Genomic DNA, 16,617 nt, shown 5'->3' with positions numbered 1-16,617 from the left:
GTCCTCGCGGCGCGAGCGCTACGGCTGCTCGGGCTCGCCCTGAGGCGCCTTTCCGCCAGCGGCGTTCGTCCCCTTGAGCGTCAACACGTAAGCGGTGACGGCCTTGACGCGCTCGGCCCCCAGCGTCCGCTCCCAGGCGGGCATGCCCTTGGCCACGGCGCCGTCGGCCACGACCTTGTGGATGGCCATGGGTGCGCCGCCGTGCAGCCAGAAGCCGTCCGTGAGGTTGGGGCCGATGAGGCCCTGTCCCTGCGCGCCATGACAGGCCGCGCAGTTGGCCTGGAACACGGCCTTGCCACCCTCCAGCGACGTCGGGTCCTTCACCAGCTTCAGCAGCAGGTCGTCCGATGCGGGCGTGTTGCTGGCCATGCGCTGGGCGTGTTCAGCGGACTCCGCGGCGTACTCGCCCAGCTGTCCCGGCCCTGCCTCCGCGATGTGGTACCAGAACCAGTAGCCCGCGCCGAAGACGAGCGTCGTCCAGAGGATGAACAGCCACCAGTTCGGCAGGTTGTTGTCGTGCTCCTCGATGCCGTCATAGATGTGTTTGACCAGCGACTTCTCACTCATGACCGCCCTCCCCGCGCTCCGACAACGGCAGCCGTGAGAGCGCGTCGAAGTCCTGGCTCCTGCGAGCTCCGAACACCCAGGCGCAGACGCCCAGGAAGATGGCGATGAACAGGACGAGCGCGAAGAGGGGAAGCTCTTCCAACGTCATGCCCTGGTAGAATTGCTTGTACATCAGCGGCCTCCTCCCTGGACTCCCGCCGCCGAAGCGGTGGGCGCGACCTCTGGCGGCGGCACCTCCTGCGGGCCTCGACCCAGGCGCTGGAGGTAGGCGACCAGGGCCACCATCTCCGAGTCCCACGCCACCTGGACCCCCTGAGTCGCCAGGTCCGCGGCGATGGCCTCACCCTGGGACTTCTGCCGTGCCTCGGCCGAGTCCACGTCCGTGTTGGTGTACGGCACGCCCAGCTTCCGCATCAGCGACAGCTTCTTCGGCGCGTCCTTCACGCGGATGCGGTTCTCCGCCAGCCACGGATAGGGCGGCATGTTCGAGCCGGGACTCGTGGCTCGCGGGTCCATCATGTGCGTGTAGTGCCAGAGGTTCGGATACCGGCCACCCACGCGGTGCAGGTCCGGCCCCGTGCGCTTGCTTCCCCACTGGAACGGGTGGTCGTAGATGAACTCCTCCGCGCGGGACACGTCGCCGTAGCGCTGCGTCTCCGCCACGAAGGGGCGAATCATCTGCGAGTGGCACGTGTAGCAACCCTCGCGCACATAGAGGTCTCGGCCCTGGAGTTCCAGCGGCGAGTACGGCTTCTGTGCCTCGCCATGCGCGGGCACGGCCTGCTGGATGAGGATGGTGGGCAGCAGCTCCGCCACGCCGCCAATCAGGATGGCCACCAGCGTCAGCACCGTGAAGGCCAATGGGCGGCCCTCGATGAGCGCGAACCATGACGGCCGTCCCGCCTCGCGGTCCTTGCGAGTGACAATCCAGGCCAGCTCGCCCAGCGCGACGATGGCGCCCATCAGCACCAGCGCGCGCACCGGCTTCGCCCAGCCCAGGAACATCGTCACCGTGAGGATGGCGATGGCGAACACCAGCGGACGACCGGTGACGACCTGCACCCAGCCCGGCGCGGGCGTCGTCGTCGCGGTGGGCACGGGAGCCGGCGTGTCTTCCACCACCACGGTGGTCTCTCCGTCCACGGCCTTGCCCGCGCGCGCCGTCTTCCAGAGGTTCCACGCCATCATGCAGAAGCCCACCAGGTACATGGAGCCGCCGACGAAGCGGACGATGTACATGGGCCGGATGGCGAGCAGCGTCTCCACGAAGTTCGGGTACAGCAGCGTCCCGTCCGCGTGCGTGGCCCGCCACATCAACCCCTGGTTGATGCCGCTGATCCACATCGACACGATGTAGAGGAGGATGCCCACCGTCCCCAGCCAGAAGTGCGCGTCCGCCGAACGGGGGGAGTACAGCTTCGTGCCGTACAGCCTGGGCACCAGCCAGTAGAACATGCCGGCCGCCATGAAGCCGTTCCAGCCCAGTGCGCCGCCGTGCACGTGGCCGACAATCCAGTCCGTGTAGTGCGCCAGCCCGCTCACCGTCTTGATGGACAAGAGCGGCCCCTCGAACGTCGCCATGCCGTAGAACGTCACGCCGGCGATGAAGAACTTGAGGACCGGGTCATCGCGCAGCTTGTGCCACGCGCCCTTCAGCGTGAGCAGGCCGTTGAGCATGCCACCCCACGACGGCGCCCACAGCATGACGCTGAACACCATGCCCAGGGACTGCGCCCAGTCGGGCAGCGCCGTGTAGAGCAGGTGGTGGGGACCGGCCCAGATGTAGATGAAGACCAGGGCCCAGAAGTGGATGATGGAGAGCCGGTACGAGTACACCGGCCGCTCCGCCGCCTTGGGCAGGAAGTAATACATGATGCCCAGAATCGGCGTGGTCAGGAAGAAGGCGACGGCGTTGTGGCCGTACCACCACTGCACCAGCGCATCCTGCACACCGGAGAAGACGGAGTAGCTCTTGAGCCCGTCCAGCGGCAGCGCCAGGCTGTTGACGATGTGCAGCACCGCCACGGTGATGATGGTCGCGATGTAGAACCAGATGGCGACGTACAGGTTCTTCTCGTTGCGCTTCGCCAGGGTCCAGAAGAAGTTGATGGCGAAGACGACCCAGATGACGGTGATGGCCAGGTCGATGGGCCACTCCAGCTCCGCGTACTCCTTGGAGGTGGTGATGCCCAGGGGCAGGCTGATGGCCGCGGCGACGATGATGAGCTGCCAGCCCCAGAAGTGGATGTTCGAGAGCACGTCGGACGCCATGCGCGCCTTCAAGAGGCGCTGCGTGGAGTAGTAGACGCCGGCGAACATCATGTTGCCCACGAACGCGAAGATGACCGCGTTGGTGTGCAGGGGCCGCAGTCGGGAGTACGTCAGATAGGGGATGCCCAGATTGGCCTGCCACCACGCGAGCTGGCTGGCCACCAGCGCACCCACCGCCATGCCCACGATGCCGAAGACCACCGCCGCGAAGATGAAGCGGCGGACCGTGGTGTCGTCGTAGACGATTCGCTGTTGTTGCACGGAGTCACTCCTGGGAAGCCGAAGGCGACGACGGCCCGTCGGAAGACGCGGCGGGGCGAGCCGCGCTGTCCTCCTCGAGCGGAAAGAGCGCGAGCCGGTCCGCCTGCTCGTGGTCCCGGTGACGCATGCTGTAGATGAACAGCAGCACCGAGCTGGCCACGAGCATCAGGCTCACGAAGACCTGGAGCACGAGCACGTTCATGCGGGCACCTCCGTGGGACGAGCCAGGGGCACCGAAGCACCGCGTGGAGCCCGGGGCGCGGACAGGCGCCACAAGGTGAACAGGACGGTGGCGAGGCTGGTGGCCGGCATCGCCACGGCGGCACGCAGCGGCGTCATCCAGCCCGCGAGGCACACGGCGACGGCCACTGCGTTGTAGCCAATGGCCAGCACCAACAACCTTCGCACCACGTGCCGCAGGTGACGCGACACTCGCAGGGCTTCGCGCAGGGAGGAGAGCCCCTCGCCCACCAGGAAGAAGTCGCTCTTGCCCGGCATCACCGGGCGATCAATCGCGGGGGTTCCCGCGCACAGCGCCCGCTCGAAAGCGAGGCTGTCGTTGACGCCATCGCCCAGGTACAGCGAGTCCGTCGCGCCAAGGCGCGAGACGGCCCACGCCTTGTCCTCGGGACGAAGGCCACCCAGGGCACGCTCCAGGGGCACGCCGAGGGAGACCGCCAGCTCGCGCACCCTCGCGGGTGCGTCGCCCGAGATGAGCCAGACAGCATGGCCCTCGGCCTGGAGCGCGAGGACCTCGCGGCGTGCGTCCGGTCGCAGGGCCTCACGCACCGGGAATGAGGCCAGGGGGGAGCCGTCGCGAAAGAGCACGGTGCCACGAGGCCCGTCGGTGCCGTCGGCGCGCAGCAGGGCACGGGGAAGGACCGGAGCTCCGCTCTCCGAGCCATGCGACGCAACGCCTGCTTGCGATAAGGCTGCCTCGCCTCCCGCATCGAGCCGAGACGTGAAGCCAGTTTCTCCGAGTCCCTCCTCGAACAACTCAGCGCCGTGGCCATGCCCCGCGGAACCTGGCGCGATACTGTCTCGCACGAGGTGCCAGTCCGCGCGTCCCAGGCGCCACGACACGCCATCTCGCACCCACTCCAGGCCCTGTCCGGGATGCTCCGTCACCCGCGCCTCCGAAACGAAGCGGGCGCCCATCCGCGAGAGCGAGTCCGAGAGACACCGACTCACCGGATGGTTGCTGCGCGAGGCCAGATTGAAGGCCACGTCGCGCGCCTCCTCCGTGAGCGTGTCGAGCGAGGCCCGGTCCGCCAGCTCCATCCGCCCGAGCGTCAGCGTCCCCGTCTTGTCGAACAGCACCTGACGTACACGCGGCAGGCGGTCCAGCAGGTCCGTGGAGCGAATGAAGAAGCCCTCACGGCGCAAGCGCGCCTGCACCCACTCATAGGCCAGCGGCGTGGCGATGCCGATGGCGCAGGGACACGTCACCACCAGCAGGGCCACCGCCACCTCCAGCGCCTTGTCGGGCCCCGACGGCCACCACAACACGAGCCCCAATGCCGAGACCGCCAGCACGGTCACCACCCACCGCCGCGACACCGCCTCCCAGAAGCGCGTGTGGCCCGCGCCTCGGCTCGTGCCCTCCGGCGCGCGGCGCAGCAGCGCCACCAGCGGCGAGTCCTGGAACGACTGTCGCGCCTTCGCGCGCACCGCCTCGCGCCCCGCATTGAAGGCGCCCGCGGGCAGCGCTTCCCCCACGGCCACCTCGCGCTCATCCGGCTCTCCCGTCATCCAGTCCGTGGAGACGCGCGCGCTCGCATCGAGCAACTCCGCCTCCACCGGCACCAGGTCCCCAGGCGCGATGACGAGCAGGTCACCCTCGGCGACCTGGGACACTCGCACGGTGGCGAGCCGCTCTCCCTCTTGTCTACGAACGAAGAGCCCGTCGGCGCCATCGTCCTCCAGCAGGAAGCGCCGGTTGCGCTCCAGGACACGCTGCTGGAGCCAGCGTCCCACCAGCATCAGCGTGACGAAGGTGTTGAGGGTGTCGAAGTAGGCGAGGTCGCCGCGTCCTCCCCGGGCCTGCACCAGCGAGGTGCCGAACACCAGCAGGATGCCCAACGCGATGGGCAGGTCCAGGTGCGGCACGCCTCGACAAAGCCCCTGCCACGCCGAGCGGAAGAACGGCCATCCTCCGACGGCGACGACGAGCGTGGACAACCCCAGGCTCAGCCGCGTGAAGAGCTGGAAGACGTCTCCATCCTCCGGCGCGAGCCCCACGTAGAAGCTCACCGAGAACAACATCACGTTCATCGAGAGCGCCACGCAGATGCCCAGGCGGATGGGCAGGTCCAGGCTCGCGGGCGCGGGCCGCTTGCGACTGGGACCAAAGAGGTATCCGAAGCCCTCCACCATTCGCAGGAAGCCGCCCACGTCGAAGGCCCCGCGCTTCCACTGCATGCGCGCCTTGCCCAGCGCGGGGTCCACGGTGAGCCCCGCGCCACCGGGCTGACGGCGGAACAACTCGTTCATCAGCCAGACACACGCGGCGCAGTGAATGCCCTGGACGTCCAGCTCCAGCGAACACAGCGCGCCCGGCGTGGCCTCCGCGCGGGCCACCAGGGGCTCGAGCCACGCGAGTCCTCGACCTCGAGCAGGCTCCGCCGCGGGCGCCGTCTTCCCACCCGTGAGCTGGTAGTAGCGAGTCAGCCCCTGCGTCACCAGCAGGCCATGCACCACCTCGCACCCCGCGCAGCAGAACTCGCGCGAGGCCGTGCCCTCCGGCACGCGGCTGCCACAGTGGAGGCAGACGGCCACATGGGGCCGGGTTTGCGCGGAGTCGGGCATGCGAGCTGTCACCTTGCGAACGGCATGCCTGTTGCGAAGGACCCGCTCATGCCCATCGACGTTCCGCTGCTGCTGACCTCGCTGACTCCGACGCCGACGCTGGTGGCGGGCGCGCTCGGCGCACTCACCGTGGGACTCACCAGCAGCGTTCACTGCTTCATCATGTGTGGGCCGCTCGCCTGCGCGGGGCTCCCGGCGATGCGCGGGCCCGAGCGACACCGGGCGCTGCTCGCTTATCAAGGTGCTCGCCTGGGGGCGTACGCGCTGGTGGGAGGCGCGCTGGGCGCACTGGGCGGCGGCGTCACACGCGCGCTCGCGGTATCCACGCGTCCGTACCTTCCGTGGCTGATGGCGGCGGCGCTCGTGGCCTCCGCCCTGGAGCTTGGGAAACGCCTGCCCCCTCTGCCTGGGCTCTCGCGGCTGGCGGGCGCCCTCTCGCGCTGGAGCGCAAAGTTTTCGTGGGTGGGTCGCGCGGGCGCAATGGGTGCGGTGACGCCGCTGCTTCCCTGTGGCCTGCTCTACGGCGTGCTCACCGTGGCGCTCGCGAGCGGCTCGTTCGGTGGTGGCGCGCTGGTGATGGGAGCCTTCGCGCTGGGCGGAGCTCCGGCGCTGCTCGGCGCACAGCTTCAAGCAGGGCTGTGGAGCAAGCGGCCCCGGCTCTCGGAGTTCCTGCTTCGTCGGGCCATGCCACTTATGGCGGCGGCGGTGCTCGTCTTCCGCGCGGTCGACACATCACCGCGCTGTCACTGAGCGTCGGCGGTCCCCACGCGATGCGTCGGGGTGCGCTTGTCGCACGCGGTGGCATCGGCGAGGCTCCCGGCACCTTCTCTTTCGCCCGCCGAGGAACGATGACCGCGCCGCGCACTTCGAGCACTCTCGCCGCGTTGCTGCTGCTGTCCGCGAGCTGCACCACCTCGCGCCCTCCGACACAGAGCGAGTCTCCGTCCGCGGCGGTCTCCCAGGCCGCTGCCGCGCTCACGCCCGCGCAGGTGGCGCTCCGCGCCTTCGTGGACGCGCACTTCGACGAGCAGTTCCGTCGCTTCCCGCTGTCAGCCACCTCCGCGGGCGTCCACACCTACGACGGTGAGCTGCGCGGCTTCACCGCCGAGGAGCGCGCATCCCACCTCGCGTATCTCAAGGGCCGACTCGCCGCGCTGCCGACGGCGGTGGACCGCGACGCGCTGCCGCCCCTGGACCGGGCCGACTACGACATCCTGGAGAACCACTTCCGCGCGCGCATCCTGGACTCCGAAGAGGTGCGCTCCTGGGAGCGCAACCCCAACACGTACCTGAGCCAGGCCTCCGTCTCGGTCTTCCAGCTCATCAACCGGGACTTCGCGCCACTGGAACAGCGGATGCACTCGGCGGTGAGCCGGATGGCGAAGGTGCCGGACCTGTTCGCGGCGGCGCGGACGACGCTGAAGAACCCGCCGAGAATGTGGACGGAGATTGCCCTCCAGCAGGCCCAGGGCACCCGGTCGCTCTACGCTCAGACGCTGCCCCAGGCCTTCGCGCCAGTGAAGGACGCCGCGCTGAACGAGGCGTTCCAGAAGGAACAGGCGCGCTGCCTCGCGGCCATCGACGCGTACATCCAGTTCCTGCGTGAGGACGTGCTGCCCCGCTCCCAGGGGAACTTCGCGATTGGCGAGGAGACCTATCGCAAGAAGCTGCTCTACGAGGAGGGCGTGACGGAGAGCATCGACTCGCTGCTCGCATGGGGGCAGGCGGAGATGAAGCGCACCCAGACCCAGTTCCGGGAGGTGGCCGGACGACTGGGGCCTGGCAAGGCGCCCATGGACGTGTACCGGGAGCTGAGCAAGGAGCACCCGACGCCCGCGGAGCTGGTGTCCAGCACCACCGCGACACTGGAGGAGATTCGAGCGTTCCTCATCCGCGAGCGCATCATCACCGTGCCCAGCGAGGTCCGCGCGCAGGTGGCGGAGACGCCGTCGTTCAATCGCTCACTGTCCTTCGCGAGCATGAGCACGCCCGGTCCGTTCGAGAAGCAGGCCACGGAGGCCTACTACTACGTGACGCCGCCAGACCCGATGTGGAACGCGGAGCAGACCGAGCAGCACATGAGCTTCTACAATCATCATGCGCTGCCGCTCGTCTCCATCCATGAGGCATACCCCGGCCACTACGTGCAGTTCCTCTGGACGAACCGGGTGGAGTCCAAGGTGCGGCGCCTGCTGGGCTCGGGCTCGTTCTCCGAGGGCTGGGGCCTCTACACGGAGCAGATGATGCTCGACGAGGGCTACGGTGGGCGATCGGGGCCCGCGGCCGACAAGCTGCGACTGAACCAGCTCGCGCTCTACCTCCAGCGGCTGGCGCGCTACGTCGCGGGCCTGTCCCTGCACACGCGCGGCATGACGTACGAGCAGGCGGTGCGGCTGTTCGAGGAAGAGGCGTTCATGACGAAGACAAACGCGGAGCGCGAGGCCCGCCGGGGAACGTCGGACCCCACCTACCTGGTCTACGCACTGGGCAAGAAGCTGCTCATGGAGCTGCGCGAGGACGCGAAGGCGCAGTGGGGCCAGGACTTCTCCCTCCAGCGCTTCCACGACGCGGTGGTGTCGTACGGCTACCCGCCCGTGCCCATCGTCCGGCGACTGCTGCTCGGCGAAGGCCCCGCGAAGGCGACCGCGCACGAATAGGACTCGCGCGCCGCACCCGACGGCGGCGAAGGCGTCTCGCCACGGCGAGTCCTCCTGGCGGGGCCGTCAGCCCAGCAGCCCCTGGACGACGGCCTGACGCATCACCTCGGCGAGCACGTCCATGCCCTGCAGCGTGTTCACCCGCCGCACCGACACGTCGCCTGTCGCCATCTGCGTCGAATCCGCCACGACGAAGGGCAACGGACGCCGGCCCAGGCGCAACAGGCGCTCATCGTGAAAGGCGTCCGGCGCGCGCTCACACAGCATCCGCATGAGCATCGTCATGTTCGCGATGCGCGAGGGCTGCATCGCGGGCCCCAGGCAGGAGTAGTCCATCCCGTGCTCGCTCAGCACCGCGCTCCCACCCTCTCGCGCGAAGACATAGATGAGCTGCGACGTCTCCTCGGACTCCTGGCGCACCGTCTTCGCCCCCGTCCGAGGCAGCATCAGCCCGTGCGTGGCAATCGCCAGGCCGTACGCCTTGGCGACATCCAACTTGCTCGGCTGCTCCTTGTGCTCGCTCTGCGTCCGCACCGAGCTCGCCCCTCGGATGACCGCGACCACCTCGCCCCACGCCACGTCGAGTGACTCACCCGCGCGCGACGTGAACGTCACGGTGTCCGCGTTGAACGTCACGCGGCGCGCCACCACCCGCCCCTGACCAAGCCCCTGCTCGTCCACCGCGAGCACCGCCAGCCCCAGGCGCTTGAGCGACGCCACCAGCGCCTCCGCCGCCTCCGGCGCCAACCGCGCGAGCAACGCGGGCGGTTCCGGCGCCAGACGCATCCGAGCCTCCGCCGGCGCCATGCCCGTCGCGGATGCCAGGGCCATCGCCGCCGCCTGCATGTCCGGCGGGACCTCCACGAGTGCGACCACCTTCATGTGCCCACCTCGGTCCCGCGAATCCCCTCAGTGGAGCACGTTTCGACTCAGGACCGCGAGCGCGACGCGCGCAACTCCAGCTCCGTCGGCTCCTGGGACTCCGTGGGGAAGTCAGACGGCTCGAACACCTGGCGCAGCTCGATTCGCGAATCCGCGCTCCCCTCCGGGTGCGGACATCTCCGCGCCCACTCCAGGGCCTCCTCCCGCGACTTCACCTGAATCATCCAGAATCCAGCAATCAGCTCGTTCGTCTCGGTGAAAGGCCCGTTCGTCACCGTCCGCTTGCCTTGTGAGAAATCAATGCGCGCGCCGCGAGAACTGGGATGAAGGCCCGCCGCATCCAGGAGGACCCCCGCCCTCACCAGCGCTTCATTGTAGCGCTCCATCTCGGAGGTAAGTGCCTCGCCCTGGAGCGCTCCCGCCTCGGTGTCCTGGCTCGCCTTCAGCAGCAGCATGAATCTCATCGTCGCATCTCCTCGTCGGTCCCAAAGGCACGCATCCGACGGCGTGCCCCTCCGCCATGAGCCGAAGCTCCATCCTCGCGACGAACGAGACACCGGCGGATCGACACCGCGGCATGACCCACCCGCGCTCCGGGTATGCGACCCCGTCCGACCGCGATGTCGCGGCCGGCCCTGGATTAATCCGGGCATTTTCCCGACGGCGAAATCGCCAATGGTTCCAGCCGGTTGCGCGTCTCCAATGGGGAAAAACAGGGGTCGTGTCGATCCCCTCGAAGCCCATTCGTCGTCGCATTGAAGCCGGGATTCATACCCACCGAGGCGGCTGACCGGAGACCCCGGAGCCTCCCCTTTTCCCAACACCCCATCAGGAGTCGTTCACATGGCCAAGCTCATTGGTATCGCTGTCGTTGTGCTCATCGTCGGCGTGCTTGCCTTCATCGCCACCCGCCCGGACAGCTTCCACATCTCCCGGACGCGGCAACTCGATGCGTCACCCGACGCCGTCTACGCGCTCATCAACAACTTCTCCCTGTGGCGCCAGTGGTCGCCCTACGAGAACGTCGACCCGAACATGGAGCGCACGTACGAAGGCCCCGTGGAGGGAGTCGGCGCCAGCTACCTGTACAAGGGGAACCGGAACATCGGCGTGGGCCGGATGGAAATCCTGGAGAGCAAGCCGGGCGAGCGCATCGACATCCGTCTGGAGTTCATCGAGCCCTTCGCCGCCGTCAACCAGGCGAGCTTCGTGCTCGAAGCCGTCGAGAAGGGCACGCGCGTCACCTGGAGCATGTCCGGTCCGAACACCTTCATGGGCAAGGCGATGATGGCCTTCGGACTCATGGAGTCCTTCATCGGCAAGCAGCTCGAGAAGGGCCTGGTGGACCTGGAGACCGCCGCACGGACCCCCGCGCGGAAGTCCGCGCTCATGGAGACCAGCGCGGCCTCGCCGTCACTTGCCCACTGAGGGACTGGGACTCCTTCGACGTCACCTTCCGGAGCCCCAGGTCCCCCCCCTGGGGAGGCACACCCATGATGCTGTTGATGTTGCTCGGCCAGTTCGGTTCAGCCGCGCTCGAGAATCGCCGCCACCGCTTGCCCGCCGCTGGTGCACAACGTCACCAGCGCAAGCGACTGCCCCCGTCGCTCGAGCTCATCCAGGGCGGTCCCCACCAGGATGCTCCCCGTCGCGCCCAGCGGGTGGCCCAGGGCGATGGCGCCTCCGTTGACGTTGACCTGGTCCAGGTCGATCTCCAGCGCCCGCGCCGTCTGTAGCACCACCGCCGCGAACGCCTCGTTGATTTCCCAGAGGTCGATGTCGCGCGCCTTGAGCCCCGCGGAGTCCAGTGCCTTGCGCGCCGCGAGCGCCGGCCCCGTCAGCATGAGGACGGGGTCACTGCCCACGGCGGAGACGGCCCGCACGCGAGCCCTCGGCTTCAAGCCGTGCGCGCGCACGTAGTCCTTCGACGCCACGAGGATGGCGCCCGCGCCGTCCGCGATACCACTCGCGGTGCCCGCCGTGTGCAGGTGGCGCACCGCGCCTGCCCGGGGATAGGCCCGGAGCGCCAGCGCATCCAGCGTCTCACCGTCGGGCCCCTCGGCCCGAGCCCCCAGTTGGGTGAAGGCGGGCGCGAGCGCGGCCAGCTTCTCGGCGGTCGTGTCCGCGCGTGGGTGGTCATCCACCGCCAGCAACACCTCTCCCGTCTGGGGATGCTTCACGGGGAACAGGCCGCGCTGGAACCGTCCCTCTGCCTGGGCTCGCACGGCGAGCTGTTGCGAGCGCAGGCCGAAGGCATCCAGCTCCTGCCGGGTGAAGCCTTCCAGCGTGGCGATGAGGTCGGCGGAGATGCCCTGGGGGACCTGGAAGAAACGCCGGCGCAGGTCGACGTTTCCGCCATCTGTTCCGCCGCCATCCGCGTTGAGACCGTAGCGACTCATCTGTTCGACGCCACCCGCGACGACCAGTTGCTGGGCGCCGGACGCCACCCCCATGGCCGCCAGTGACAGGGCCTGGAGGCCCGAGCCGCAGAAGCGGTTGAGGCTGAAGCCCGGGATGCTGATGGGCCACCCCGCGGCGAGCACCGCGTTGCGCGCGATGTTCGCGCCCTGCGCCTCGATTTGCGACACGACGCCCACCACCACGTCATCCACGTCCGCGACGTCCACGCCCGTGCGCAGCGGAAGCTGTTTCAACGTCTGCGCCAGCAACTCCTGCGGGTGCAGTCCGCTGAGCGCGCCCTTGCCGGGTTTGGCTCGGGCACGAGGGGTACGGACCGCATCCAAGATGTAGGCATCCATCGACGAGCCCTCCATTCGCGGGGTGGCTCCACGCCCGCCCGTGTGAAGCAACCATATTATACTCATAATATGGTCGCAATGTGAAGGCGGCGGGCAGGCGGGCGGTCCCCGTCAAAGGGCGGCGGGCGACGCGATGACGTGTATAATGGTGTACAGCGAGGTGAGATTCGGATGCCCCATCCCCCGGAGCAGAAGCAGTCCACGCACGAGCGAATCCTGGAAGCGGCGGGAGGGTTGTTCCGCCAGAAGGGCTTCCTGGGGACGAGCGTGGACACGGTGATGCGCGCGGCGGGCCTGACGGTGGGCGGCTTCTATGCGCACTTCGGCTCGAAGCAGGCGCTGCTCATCGAATCACTCCAGCGCATCATGAGCCGACAGCGCGTGGACTGGCCGCAGGGGCTGGAGGACCTGAAGGGCGCGGAGTGGCTGAGCCACCTGGTGCGGCGCTACCTCTCGCGGGCCCACCGGGACGCGGAGGTCCCCGTGTGCGCCCTGCCCGCCGTGCTGTCCGACGTGGTGCGCGGCGATGCTGACTTGAAGGAAGCGCTGGCGCATGAGCTGAATCTGACGGCGGAGACGTTCGCCAGACACCTGCCCTCGGATGAGCGCGCCAGTGCACGGGAGCGGGCGCTGGCGACGTATGCGCTGTGCGTGGGCACGCTGACGCTGGCGAAGGCCACGGCGGGCACGGCGGTCTCCGACGAGCTGCTCAAGGCCGCACGGCGCGTCGCCATGCTGGCCGCGGATTCGTCGAGCCCGGGAGACAGCGGCTCGACGCCGTGAGGAGGACTGGCGAGGCTCCACCGGGAGCCACTCGCCGCCTCGACGTCATCACAAAGCCTGGAGTGGGTGGTGAGGCCCCGCAGTGGCAACCGCCGCCTCGACGTCGCGACGCCTGGGGTGGGCGGGCCCCTGCAGGTGTTGCCGCCGCCTCGACGTCACGAAGCCTGGGGCAAGCGCGTGAGTCCCAGCGGGGAGCTACTCGTCGGCTCCACGTGATGAGGTTCGCAGACGGGCCCTGGCCCCAGGCCCGTCCCTTCCGGCGCGGAGCGCCACTCGTCATTCCGTAGGAGCGGCGCGCAGCTCCACGGGATGGGTCCGCAGCCATTCCTGGCAGCGGGCGATGCGCTCAGCGGAGGCGGACAGCCCCATCTGAAGCAAGAGCTGCCGATACGGCTCGAAGCTCTCCGGCGTCCAGGTGGTGAGCGCCTTGAGGTCCGCCAGCGCCACCATCTCCTCGGCGGAGCGCCCCGCCGCTTCCTGCCTCGCGGTGAGCAGCGCGGCAAGGGACATGCGCGCGGGCTCGGCCTCGAAGGCGATGGCGGCATCCGCGTACCAGCCACGCAGGGCCTCATCCACCGAGGCATCCTGGGCCTTCTCGCGCATGCGCCCCAGCATTCCCTTGAGGAACTCCTCGTCGAGCGCGCCCTTCACGCCCCGCAGGAGCGCCGTCACCGCCTCGCGACGCACCGGGGGCGCTGAGTCCGGGGGCAGTCCCTTGAGGGCCTGCATCGGCTCCCAGAGGACACAGGTGAGCCACAGCTCCTCCTCGGGCGCGAACACGGGCGGCGTGGACGGCTCGCGCAACTTCATCTCGACGCGGGTGGCGCGCTCCTTGGCTTCGCGAACGATGCGCTCGGCCAGGCCCGGGTCTTCCTTCACGTAGTCCACCAGCGCATCCACATCACCCTCGCGGGCCTGTTGGAGCGCCTTGCGAGCCTCTTCGGACAGCGAGGCCTCATCCATCCCGCTCGCCAGCGCTTCGTACTTCGCCATCCACTCCTTGTGGTGGGTGCTCCACTCGCGGAACTGGACGTCGAACACGAGGTCGAGGACGGGGTTGTCCTCCATGCGCGTCTTGCCCACCCGCTTCGACGCGGCGGCGAGCAGGCTGGCCGCGCGAAGGGCTCGCCGGTCCTCCGAGGAACGCCCCGGCTCTCCAGCGCGGCCGTGCAGCGTGGCCGTCAGCTTCTCCAGGAAGGACTTCGTGGCGAGGGCCTTCACCGTGCTCACCAACAGCTCCCGACGCGCGCTCGACGCGTCCAGGACCTCGTCCTCGGAGATGCGCGCGAGGGCCGCACCCACGTGCTTGTCGAAGGACTCGGCGTCGAAGCGCAGGCCGGGCACGGGGCCCCACTCGGCCAGCAGGCGGGCCACTCGGTCCAGCGCGGCGGACAGGTCGCCGACGTCCGGGTTCTTGAGCAGCTCCATCGCGGCGCGGAAGTCCTCTTCGAGCGGACTGGAAACATCGGCGGGAGGCGCGGCACGCGTGCGGTCCTCGGCGGCGTGGCAGGCCTTGTACTTCTTGCCACTGCCACAGGGACACGGGTCATTGCGGCCGGGCTTCTTCGTGCTCAAGGAAATGTGCCTCTCGGCTCGCGGGGGCGAGCGGTGGAATCCGCCGCGCACCGTAGCAGGAGGTGGACGGGTCGGGGCGAACAGGCAACTCCCCTCCCCGTCCAGTGGACGCTCGCGCGCCCGGTGCGTCCGCTCAGTAACTCGTGGCCTCATAGACCCGCTGGTCCGAGCAACCATGCGTGCTGGTGATGGTGACCCGTCCCAGCAGGTACGCCATCCCGGTCGGAGCGATGCCGCCGAAGGTCTCGATAGAGGCACAGCACGAGCCGGAGAACGGGCCTTCCATGCTGTAGTCCTCGTCATAGTAGCCCGGCCCCATGTCCAAGGCCGCCGCGTAGACATAGGTGTACAGCGTCTTGATGTTGGTCGCGTAAGGCGCCGGCTCCGTCCAGCGTCCCTTCGCGGTGACTTCACCCACCAACAGGTGAGGCGCGTTGTTGAAGAGGACGTCGGGCTCGAAGACGCCCCCGCAGAAATCGAGCCCGAAGCTCGCGGCGCGCCCCGGTGGGCTGGAGACCTTGGGCGGCACGACGGGAGGAGGCAGCGAGCCCCCTGGAGCAGAGGCCTCGCGGAGCTGGGCCTCCAGGGCATGGAGGCTCCGCGCGTTGGCTTCGAGCCGAGCCGCAGAGGACCGCGGGGCCTGCTTGAGCAGGGACTCCCGCTCGGCGCGAGTCTTCCGCAGCACGTACTCGAGGCCCTCGACGCCAAAGCCGACACGCTCATGGCCGCCGCCGACCCTCGGCCGCTCCCAGACGCCTCGCTCCACCTCCGTCCACTGAGCCTCTGCCGGAGCCGGCTGGACGGTGGCGTCCCGTGCCTCGTCGCCGGGTGCCCCACCACACGCGACCATCGAGACCACCACGGCTGAAGCCACCACGAATGCGCTTCTCATCCACGAACCTCCTCGGTGCATGTCCCACAGGATTGCAGGAGCAACTCACCTAACAGGTCCGTGTTGGCCCCCCATCAACTGGTCGTCAAATCACAACCATCGGAGAAGGCGCCTCGCTCTTCCGAGGTGAGGTCGAGCGTGCATGCGCGGCCGGTCCGAGACGACAGGACGGCCGCGTCCAGCACGGCGGCCACGGCCACCGCATCCAGGGGTGTCACCGGGTTGCGCCTGGTGCCTCGCACGGCGTCGCGAATGCCCGCGTAGAAGTGGCGGTAATCCCCACGAGGCGTCGACGTCGTCCGGGCCTCGCTGGAGCCTCCGACGATGACGCGCCCAGGAGTAGCGTCCTCGCCCCAGTCCGACGCACCCGGAAGTTCTCCCGCGATGAGCCGGTCCGCCTGCGTGTCCATCCCGTACTTCAGCCAGGAGCCCCGGGTGCCATGCACCGCGAAGCGCGGCAGCCCTCCGGCGATGAGCATCGAGGCCTGGAGGACCACGTGTCGCTGGGGATACACGAGGGTCACCTGACACCAGTCATCCACGGCCGCGCCGTCCCGGTGGGCCGCGAGCATCCCCACCACAGTGTCGGGCAGACCGAACAGTTGAAGGACCTGGTCCACGAGGTGGGGCCCCAGGTCGAACCAGATGCCCGCCCCGGGGACGGGCTGCTCACGCCAACGCTGGCGGACCTCTGGACGGAACCGGTCGAACCGCGATTCGACATGGGTGACACGGCCCAGGGTGCCATCCGTGAGCAGGGCCTTCAGCGCGAGGAAGTCACTGTCCCATCGGCGGTTATGGAACACCGAGAGCACCCTGCCCCGCTCATGGGCGAGCGCGGAGAGGGCGCGCGCTTCCGCCAACGTAATGGTGAAGGGCTTGTCGACGACGACGTGCTTGCCGGCACGGAGCGCGGCTTCAGTGAGCGGAACATGGGTCTCGTTCGGCGTCGCCACCACGACCAGGTCCACGTCCGGGTGCGTGGCCGCATCGCGCGCGGCCGGAATCACTGTCACATCCGGCAGGTCCGCATGGACGTCATCAGGCCGGCTGGACGCCACCGTGCGCAATGACAGGCCCTCCACGGTGCGCAGCAGCGGAGCGTGGAAGGACTTGCCCGCGAAGCCGTAGCCCAACAGGGCGACGCGGAGGGGGGCGGGAG

16 protein-coding genes are annotated in these 16,617 nt (G+C 68.9%); 5 read left to right on the top strand and 11 right to left on the bottom strand.

What is annotated here, in order from left to right; all coding sequences use genetic code 11:
• Positions 1-18: 18 nt before the first annotated feature.
• The 5 genes from FJV41_RS27145 to FJV41_RS27125 are packed head-to-tail and all read right to left on the bottom strand — an operon-like array spanning position 19 to position 5,907.
• Positions 19-567, bottom strand: a complete 549-nt coding sequence (locus FJV41_RS27145; protein ID WP_141645469.1) for a cbb3-type cytochrome c oxidase N-terminal domain-containing protein — start codon at positions 565-567, stop codon at positions 19-21.
• Positions 560-739 carry a cbb3-type cytochrome oxidase subunit 3 gene (locus tag FJV41_RS27140; RefSeq protein ID WP_141645468.1) on the bottom strand — a complete coding sequence of 60 codons (180 nt, stop codon included), beginning with the start codon at positions 737-739 and terminating at the stop codon, positions 560-562. Before FJV41_RS27140 ends, FJV41_RS27145 begins: the two co-directional genes overlap by 8 nt.
• Positions 739-3,099 carry a cytochrome-c oxidase, cbb3-type subunit I gene (ccoN, locus tag FJV41_RS27135; protein WP_141645467.1) on the bottom strand — a complete coding sequence of 787 codons (2,361 nt, stop codon included), beginning with the start codon at positions 3,097-3,099 and terminating at the stop codon, positions 739-741. The genes FJV41_RS27140 and ccoN overlap by 1 nt, the downstream gene beginning before the upstream one ends.
• 4 nt (positions 3,100-3,103) lie before the next feature.
• Positions 3,104-3,301, bottom strand: coding sequence for a cytochrome oxidase (locus tag FJV41_RS27130; RefSeq protein WP_141645466.1), 198 nt, complete (start codon positions 3,299-3,301; stop codon positions 3,104-3,106).
• The gene (locus FJV41_RS27125; protein ID WP_141645465.1) at positions 3,298-5,907 is read right to left on the bottom strand and encodes a heavy metal translocating P-type ATPase; all 2,610 of its coding nucleotides are present in this window, start codon (positions 5,905-5,907) and stop codon (positions 3,298-3,300) included. The genes FJV41_RS27130 and FJV41_RS27125 overlap by 4 nt, the downstream gene beginning before the upstream one ends.
• A gap of 48 nt (positions 5,908-5,955) precedes the next feature.
• On the opposite strand from FJV41_RS27125, the gene FJV41_RS27120 reads away from it, so the two are divergent.
• Positions 5,956-6,657 carry a sulfite exporter TauE/SafE family protein gene (locus FJV41_RS27120; RefSeq protein ID WP_141645464.1) on the top strand — a complete coding sequence of 234 codons (702 nt, stop codon included), beginning with the start codon at positions 5,956-5,958 and terminating at the stop codon, positions 6,655-6,657.
• 98 nt (positions 6,658-6,755) lie between these two features.
• Positions 6,756-8,564 (top strand): DUF885 domain-containing protein, encoded by a 1,809-nt coding sequence (locus FJV41_RS27115; RefSeq protein WP_141645463.1) that lies wholly within the window; start codon positions 6,756-6,758, stop codon positions 8,562-8,564.
• 66 nt (positions 8,565-8,630) lie between these two features.
• On the opposite strand, the gene FJV41_RS52505 is transcribed toward FJV41_RS27115, so the two are convergent.
• Together FJV41_RS52505 and FJV41_RS27105 are read right to left on the bottom strand one after the other, a co-directional pair.
• Entirely contained in the window at positions 8,631-9,446 is an 816-nt protein-coding gene (locus tag FJV41_RS52505) for a hypothetical protein (RefSeq protein ID WP_174475650.1), read from the bottom strand.
• A gap of 47 nt (positions 9,447-9,493) precedes the next feature.
• Positions 9,494-9,910 carry a YciI family protein gene (locus FJV41_RS27105; protein ID WP_141645462.1) on the bottom strand — a complete coding sequence of 139 codons (417 nt, stop codon included), beginning with the start codon at positions 9,908-9,910 and terminating at the stop codon, positions 9,494-9,496.
• A 379-nt stretch (positions 9,911-10,289) separates the two neighbouring features.
• Here FJV41_RS27105 and FJV41_RS27100 point away from each other — a divergent pair, with 379 nt between their 5' ends.
• A complete protein-coding gene (locus tag FJV41_RS27100; RefSeq protein WP_141645461.1) occupies positions 10,290-10,874 on the top strand; it encodes an SRPBCC family protein in 585 nt (194 codons plus the stop codon).
• Between the two features lie 98 nt (positions 10,875-10,972).
• On the opposite strand, the gene FJV41_RS27095 is transcribed toward FJV41_RS27100, so the two are convergent.
• A complete protein-coding gene (locus FJV41_RS27095) occupies positions 10,973-12,205 on the bottom strand; it encodes an acetyl-CoA C-acyltransferase (RefSeq protein ID WP_141645460.1) in 1,233 nt (410 codons plus the stop codon).
• A gap of 171 nt (positions 12,206-12,376) precedes the next feature.
• On the opposite strand from FJV41_RS27095, the gene FJV41_RS27090 reads away from it, so the two are divergent.
• A complete protein-coding gene (locus tag FJV41_RS27090) occupies positions 12,377-12,988 on the top strand; it encodes a TetR/AcrR family transcriptional regulator (protein WP_141645459.1) in 612 nt (203 codons plus the stop codon).
• Between the two features lie 69 nt (positions 12,989-13,057).
• On the top strand, positions 13,058-13,204 hold the full coding sequence (locus FJV41_RS52500) for a hypothetical protein (protein WP_174485527.1): 147 nt from the start codon (positions 13,058-13,060) through the stop codon (positions 13,202-13,204).
• Between the two features lie 60 nt (positions 13,205-13,264).
• On the opposite strand, the gene FJV41_RS27085 is transcribed toward FJV41_RS52500, so the two are convergent.
• The 3 genes from FJV41_RS27085 to FJV41_RS27075 all read right to left on the bottom strand — a co-directional run.
• Positions 13,265-14,563 (bottom strand): SEC-C metal-binding domain-containing protein, encoded by a 1,299-nt coding sequence (locus tag FJV41_RS27085; protein WP_181790967.1) that lies wholly within the window; start codon positions 14,561-14,563, stop codon positions 13,265-13,267.
• 133 nt (positions 14,564-14,696) lie between these two features.
• Positions 14,697-15,455, bottom strand: coding sequence for a hypothetical protein (locus FJV41_RS27080; RefSeq protein ID WP_141645457.1), 759 nt, complete (start codon positions 15,453-15,455; stop codon positions 14,697-14,699).
• 74 nt (positions 15,456-15,529) lie between these two features.
• Positions 15,530-16,617 (bottom strand): oxidoreductase (locus tag FJV41_RS27075; protein ID WP_246137439.1); only part of this gene is annotated, 1,088 nt, incomplete at its 5' end.

Origin of the sequence: Myxococcus llanfairpwllgwyngyllgogerychwyrndrobwllllantysiliogogogochensis (genome assembly GCF_006636215.1) — a bacterium.
In the GTDB taxonomy this organism is placed as follows: Bacteria; Myxococcota; Myxococcia; order Myxococcales; family Myxococcaceae; genus Myxococcus; species Myxococcus llanfairpwllgwyngyllgogerychwyrndrobwllllantysiliogogogochensis.
The sequence above is the reverse complement of the archived record's forward strand: the minus strand, read 5'-3'. Positions and strand labels throughout refer to the sequence as shown.

Excerpts from the sequence above, each read along its gene's own strand:
- FJV41_RS27145 (WP_141645469.1), bottom strand. The coding sequence starts at position 567 with ATGAGTGAGAAGTCGCTGGTCAAACACATCTATGACGGCATCGAGGAG.
- FJV41_RS27140 (WP_141645468.1), bottom strand. The coding sequence starts at position 739 with ATGTACAAGCAATTCTACCAGGGCATGACGTTGGAAGAGCTTCCCCTC.
- FJV41_RS27130 (WP_141645466.1), bottom strand. The coding sequence starts at position 3,301 with ATGAACGTGCTCGTGCTCCAGGTCTTCGTGAGCCTGATGCTCGTGGCC.
- FJV41_RS27125 (WP_141645465.1), bottom strand. The coding sequence starts at position 5,907 with ATGCCCGACTCCGCGCAAACCCGGCCCCATGTGGCCGTCTGCCTCCAC.
- FJV41_RS27120 (WP_141645464.1), top strand. The coding sequence starts at position 5,956 with ATGCCCATCGACGTTCCGCTGCTGCTGACCTCGCTGACTCCGACGCCG.
- FJV41_RS27115 (WP_141645463.1), top strand. The coding sequence starts at position 6,756 with ATGACCGCGCCGCGCACTTCGAGCACTCTCGCCGCGTTGCTGCTGCTG.
- FJV41_RS52505 (WP_174475650.1), bottom strand. The coding sequence starts at position 9,446 with ATGAAGGTGGTCGCACTCGTGGAGGTCCCGCCGGACATGCAGGCGGCG.
- FJV41_RS27105 (WP_141645462.1), bottom strand. The coding sequence starts at position 9,910 with ATGAGATTCATGCTGCTGCTGAAGGCGAGCCAGGACACCGAGGCGGGA.
- FJV41_RS27100 (WP_141645461.1), top strand. The coding sequence starts at position 10,290 with ATGGCCAAGCTCATTGGTATCGCTGTCGTTGTGCTCATCGTCGGCGTG.
- FJV41_RS27095 (WP_141645460.1), bottom strand. The coding sequence starts at position 12,205 with ATGGATGCCTACATCTTGGATGCGGTCCGTACCCCTCGTGCCCGAGCC.
- FJV41_RS27090 (WP_141645459.1), top strand. The coding sequence starts at position 12,377 with ATGCCCCATCCCCCGGAGCAGAAGCAGTCCACGCACGAGCGAATCCTG.
- FJV41_RS27080 (WP_141645457.1), bottom strand. The coding sequence starts at position 15,455 with ATGAGAAGCGCATTCGTGGTGGCTTCAGCCGTGGTGGTCTCGATGGTC.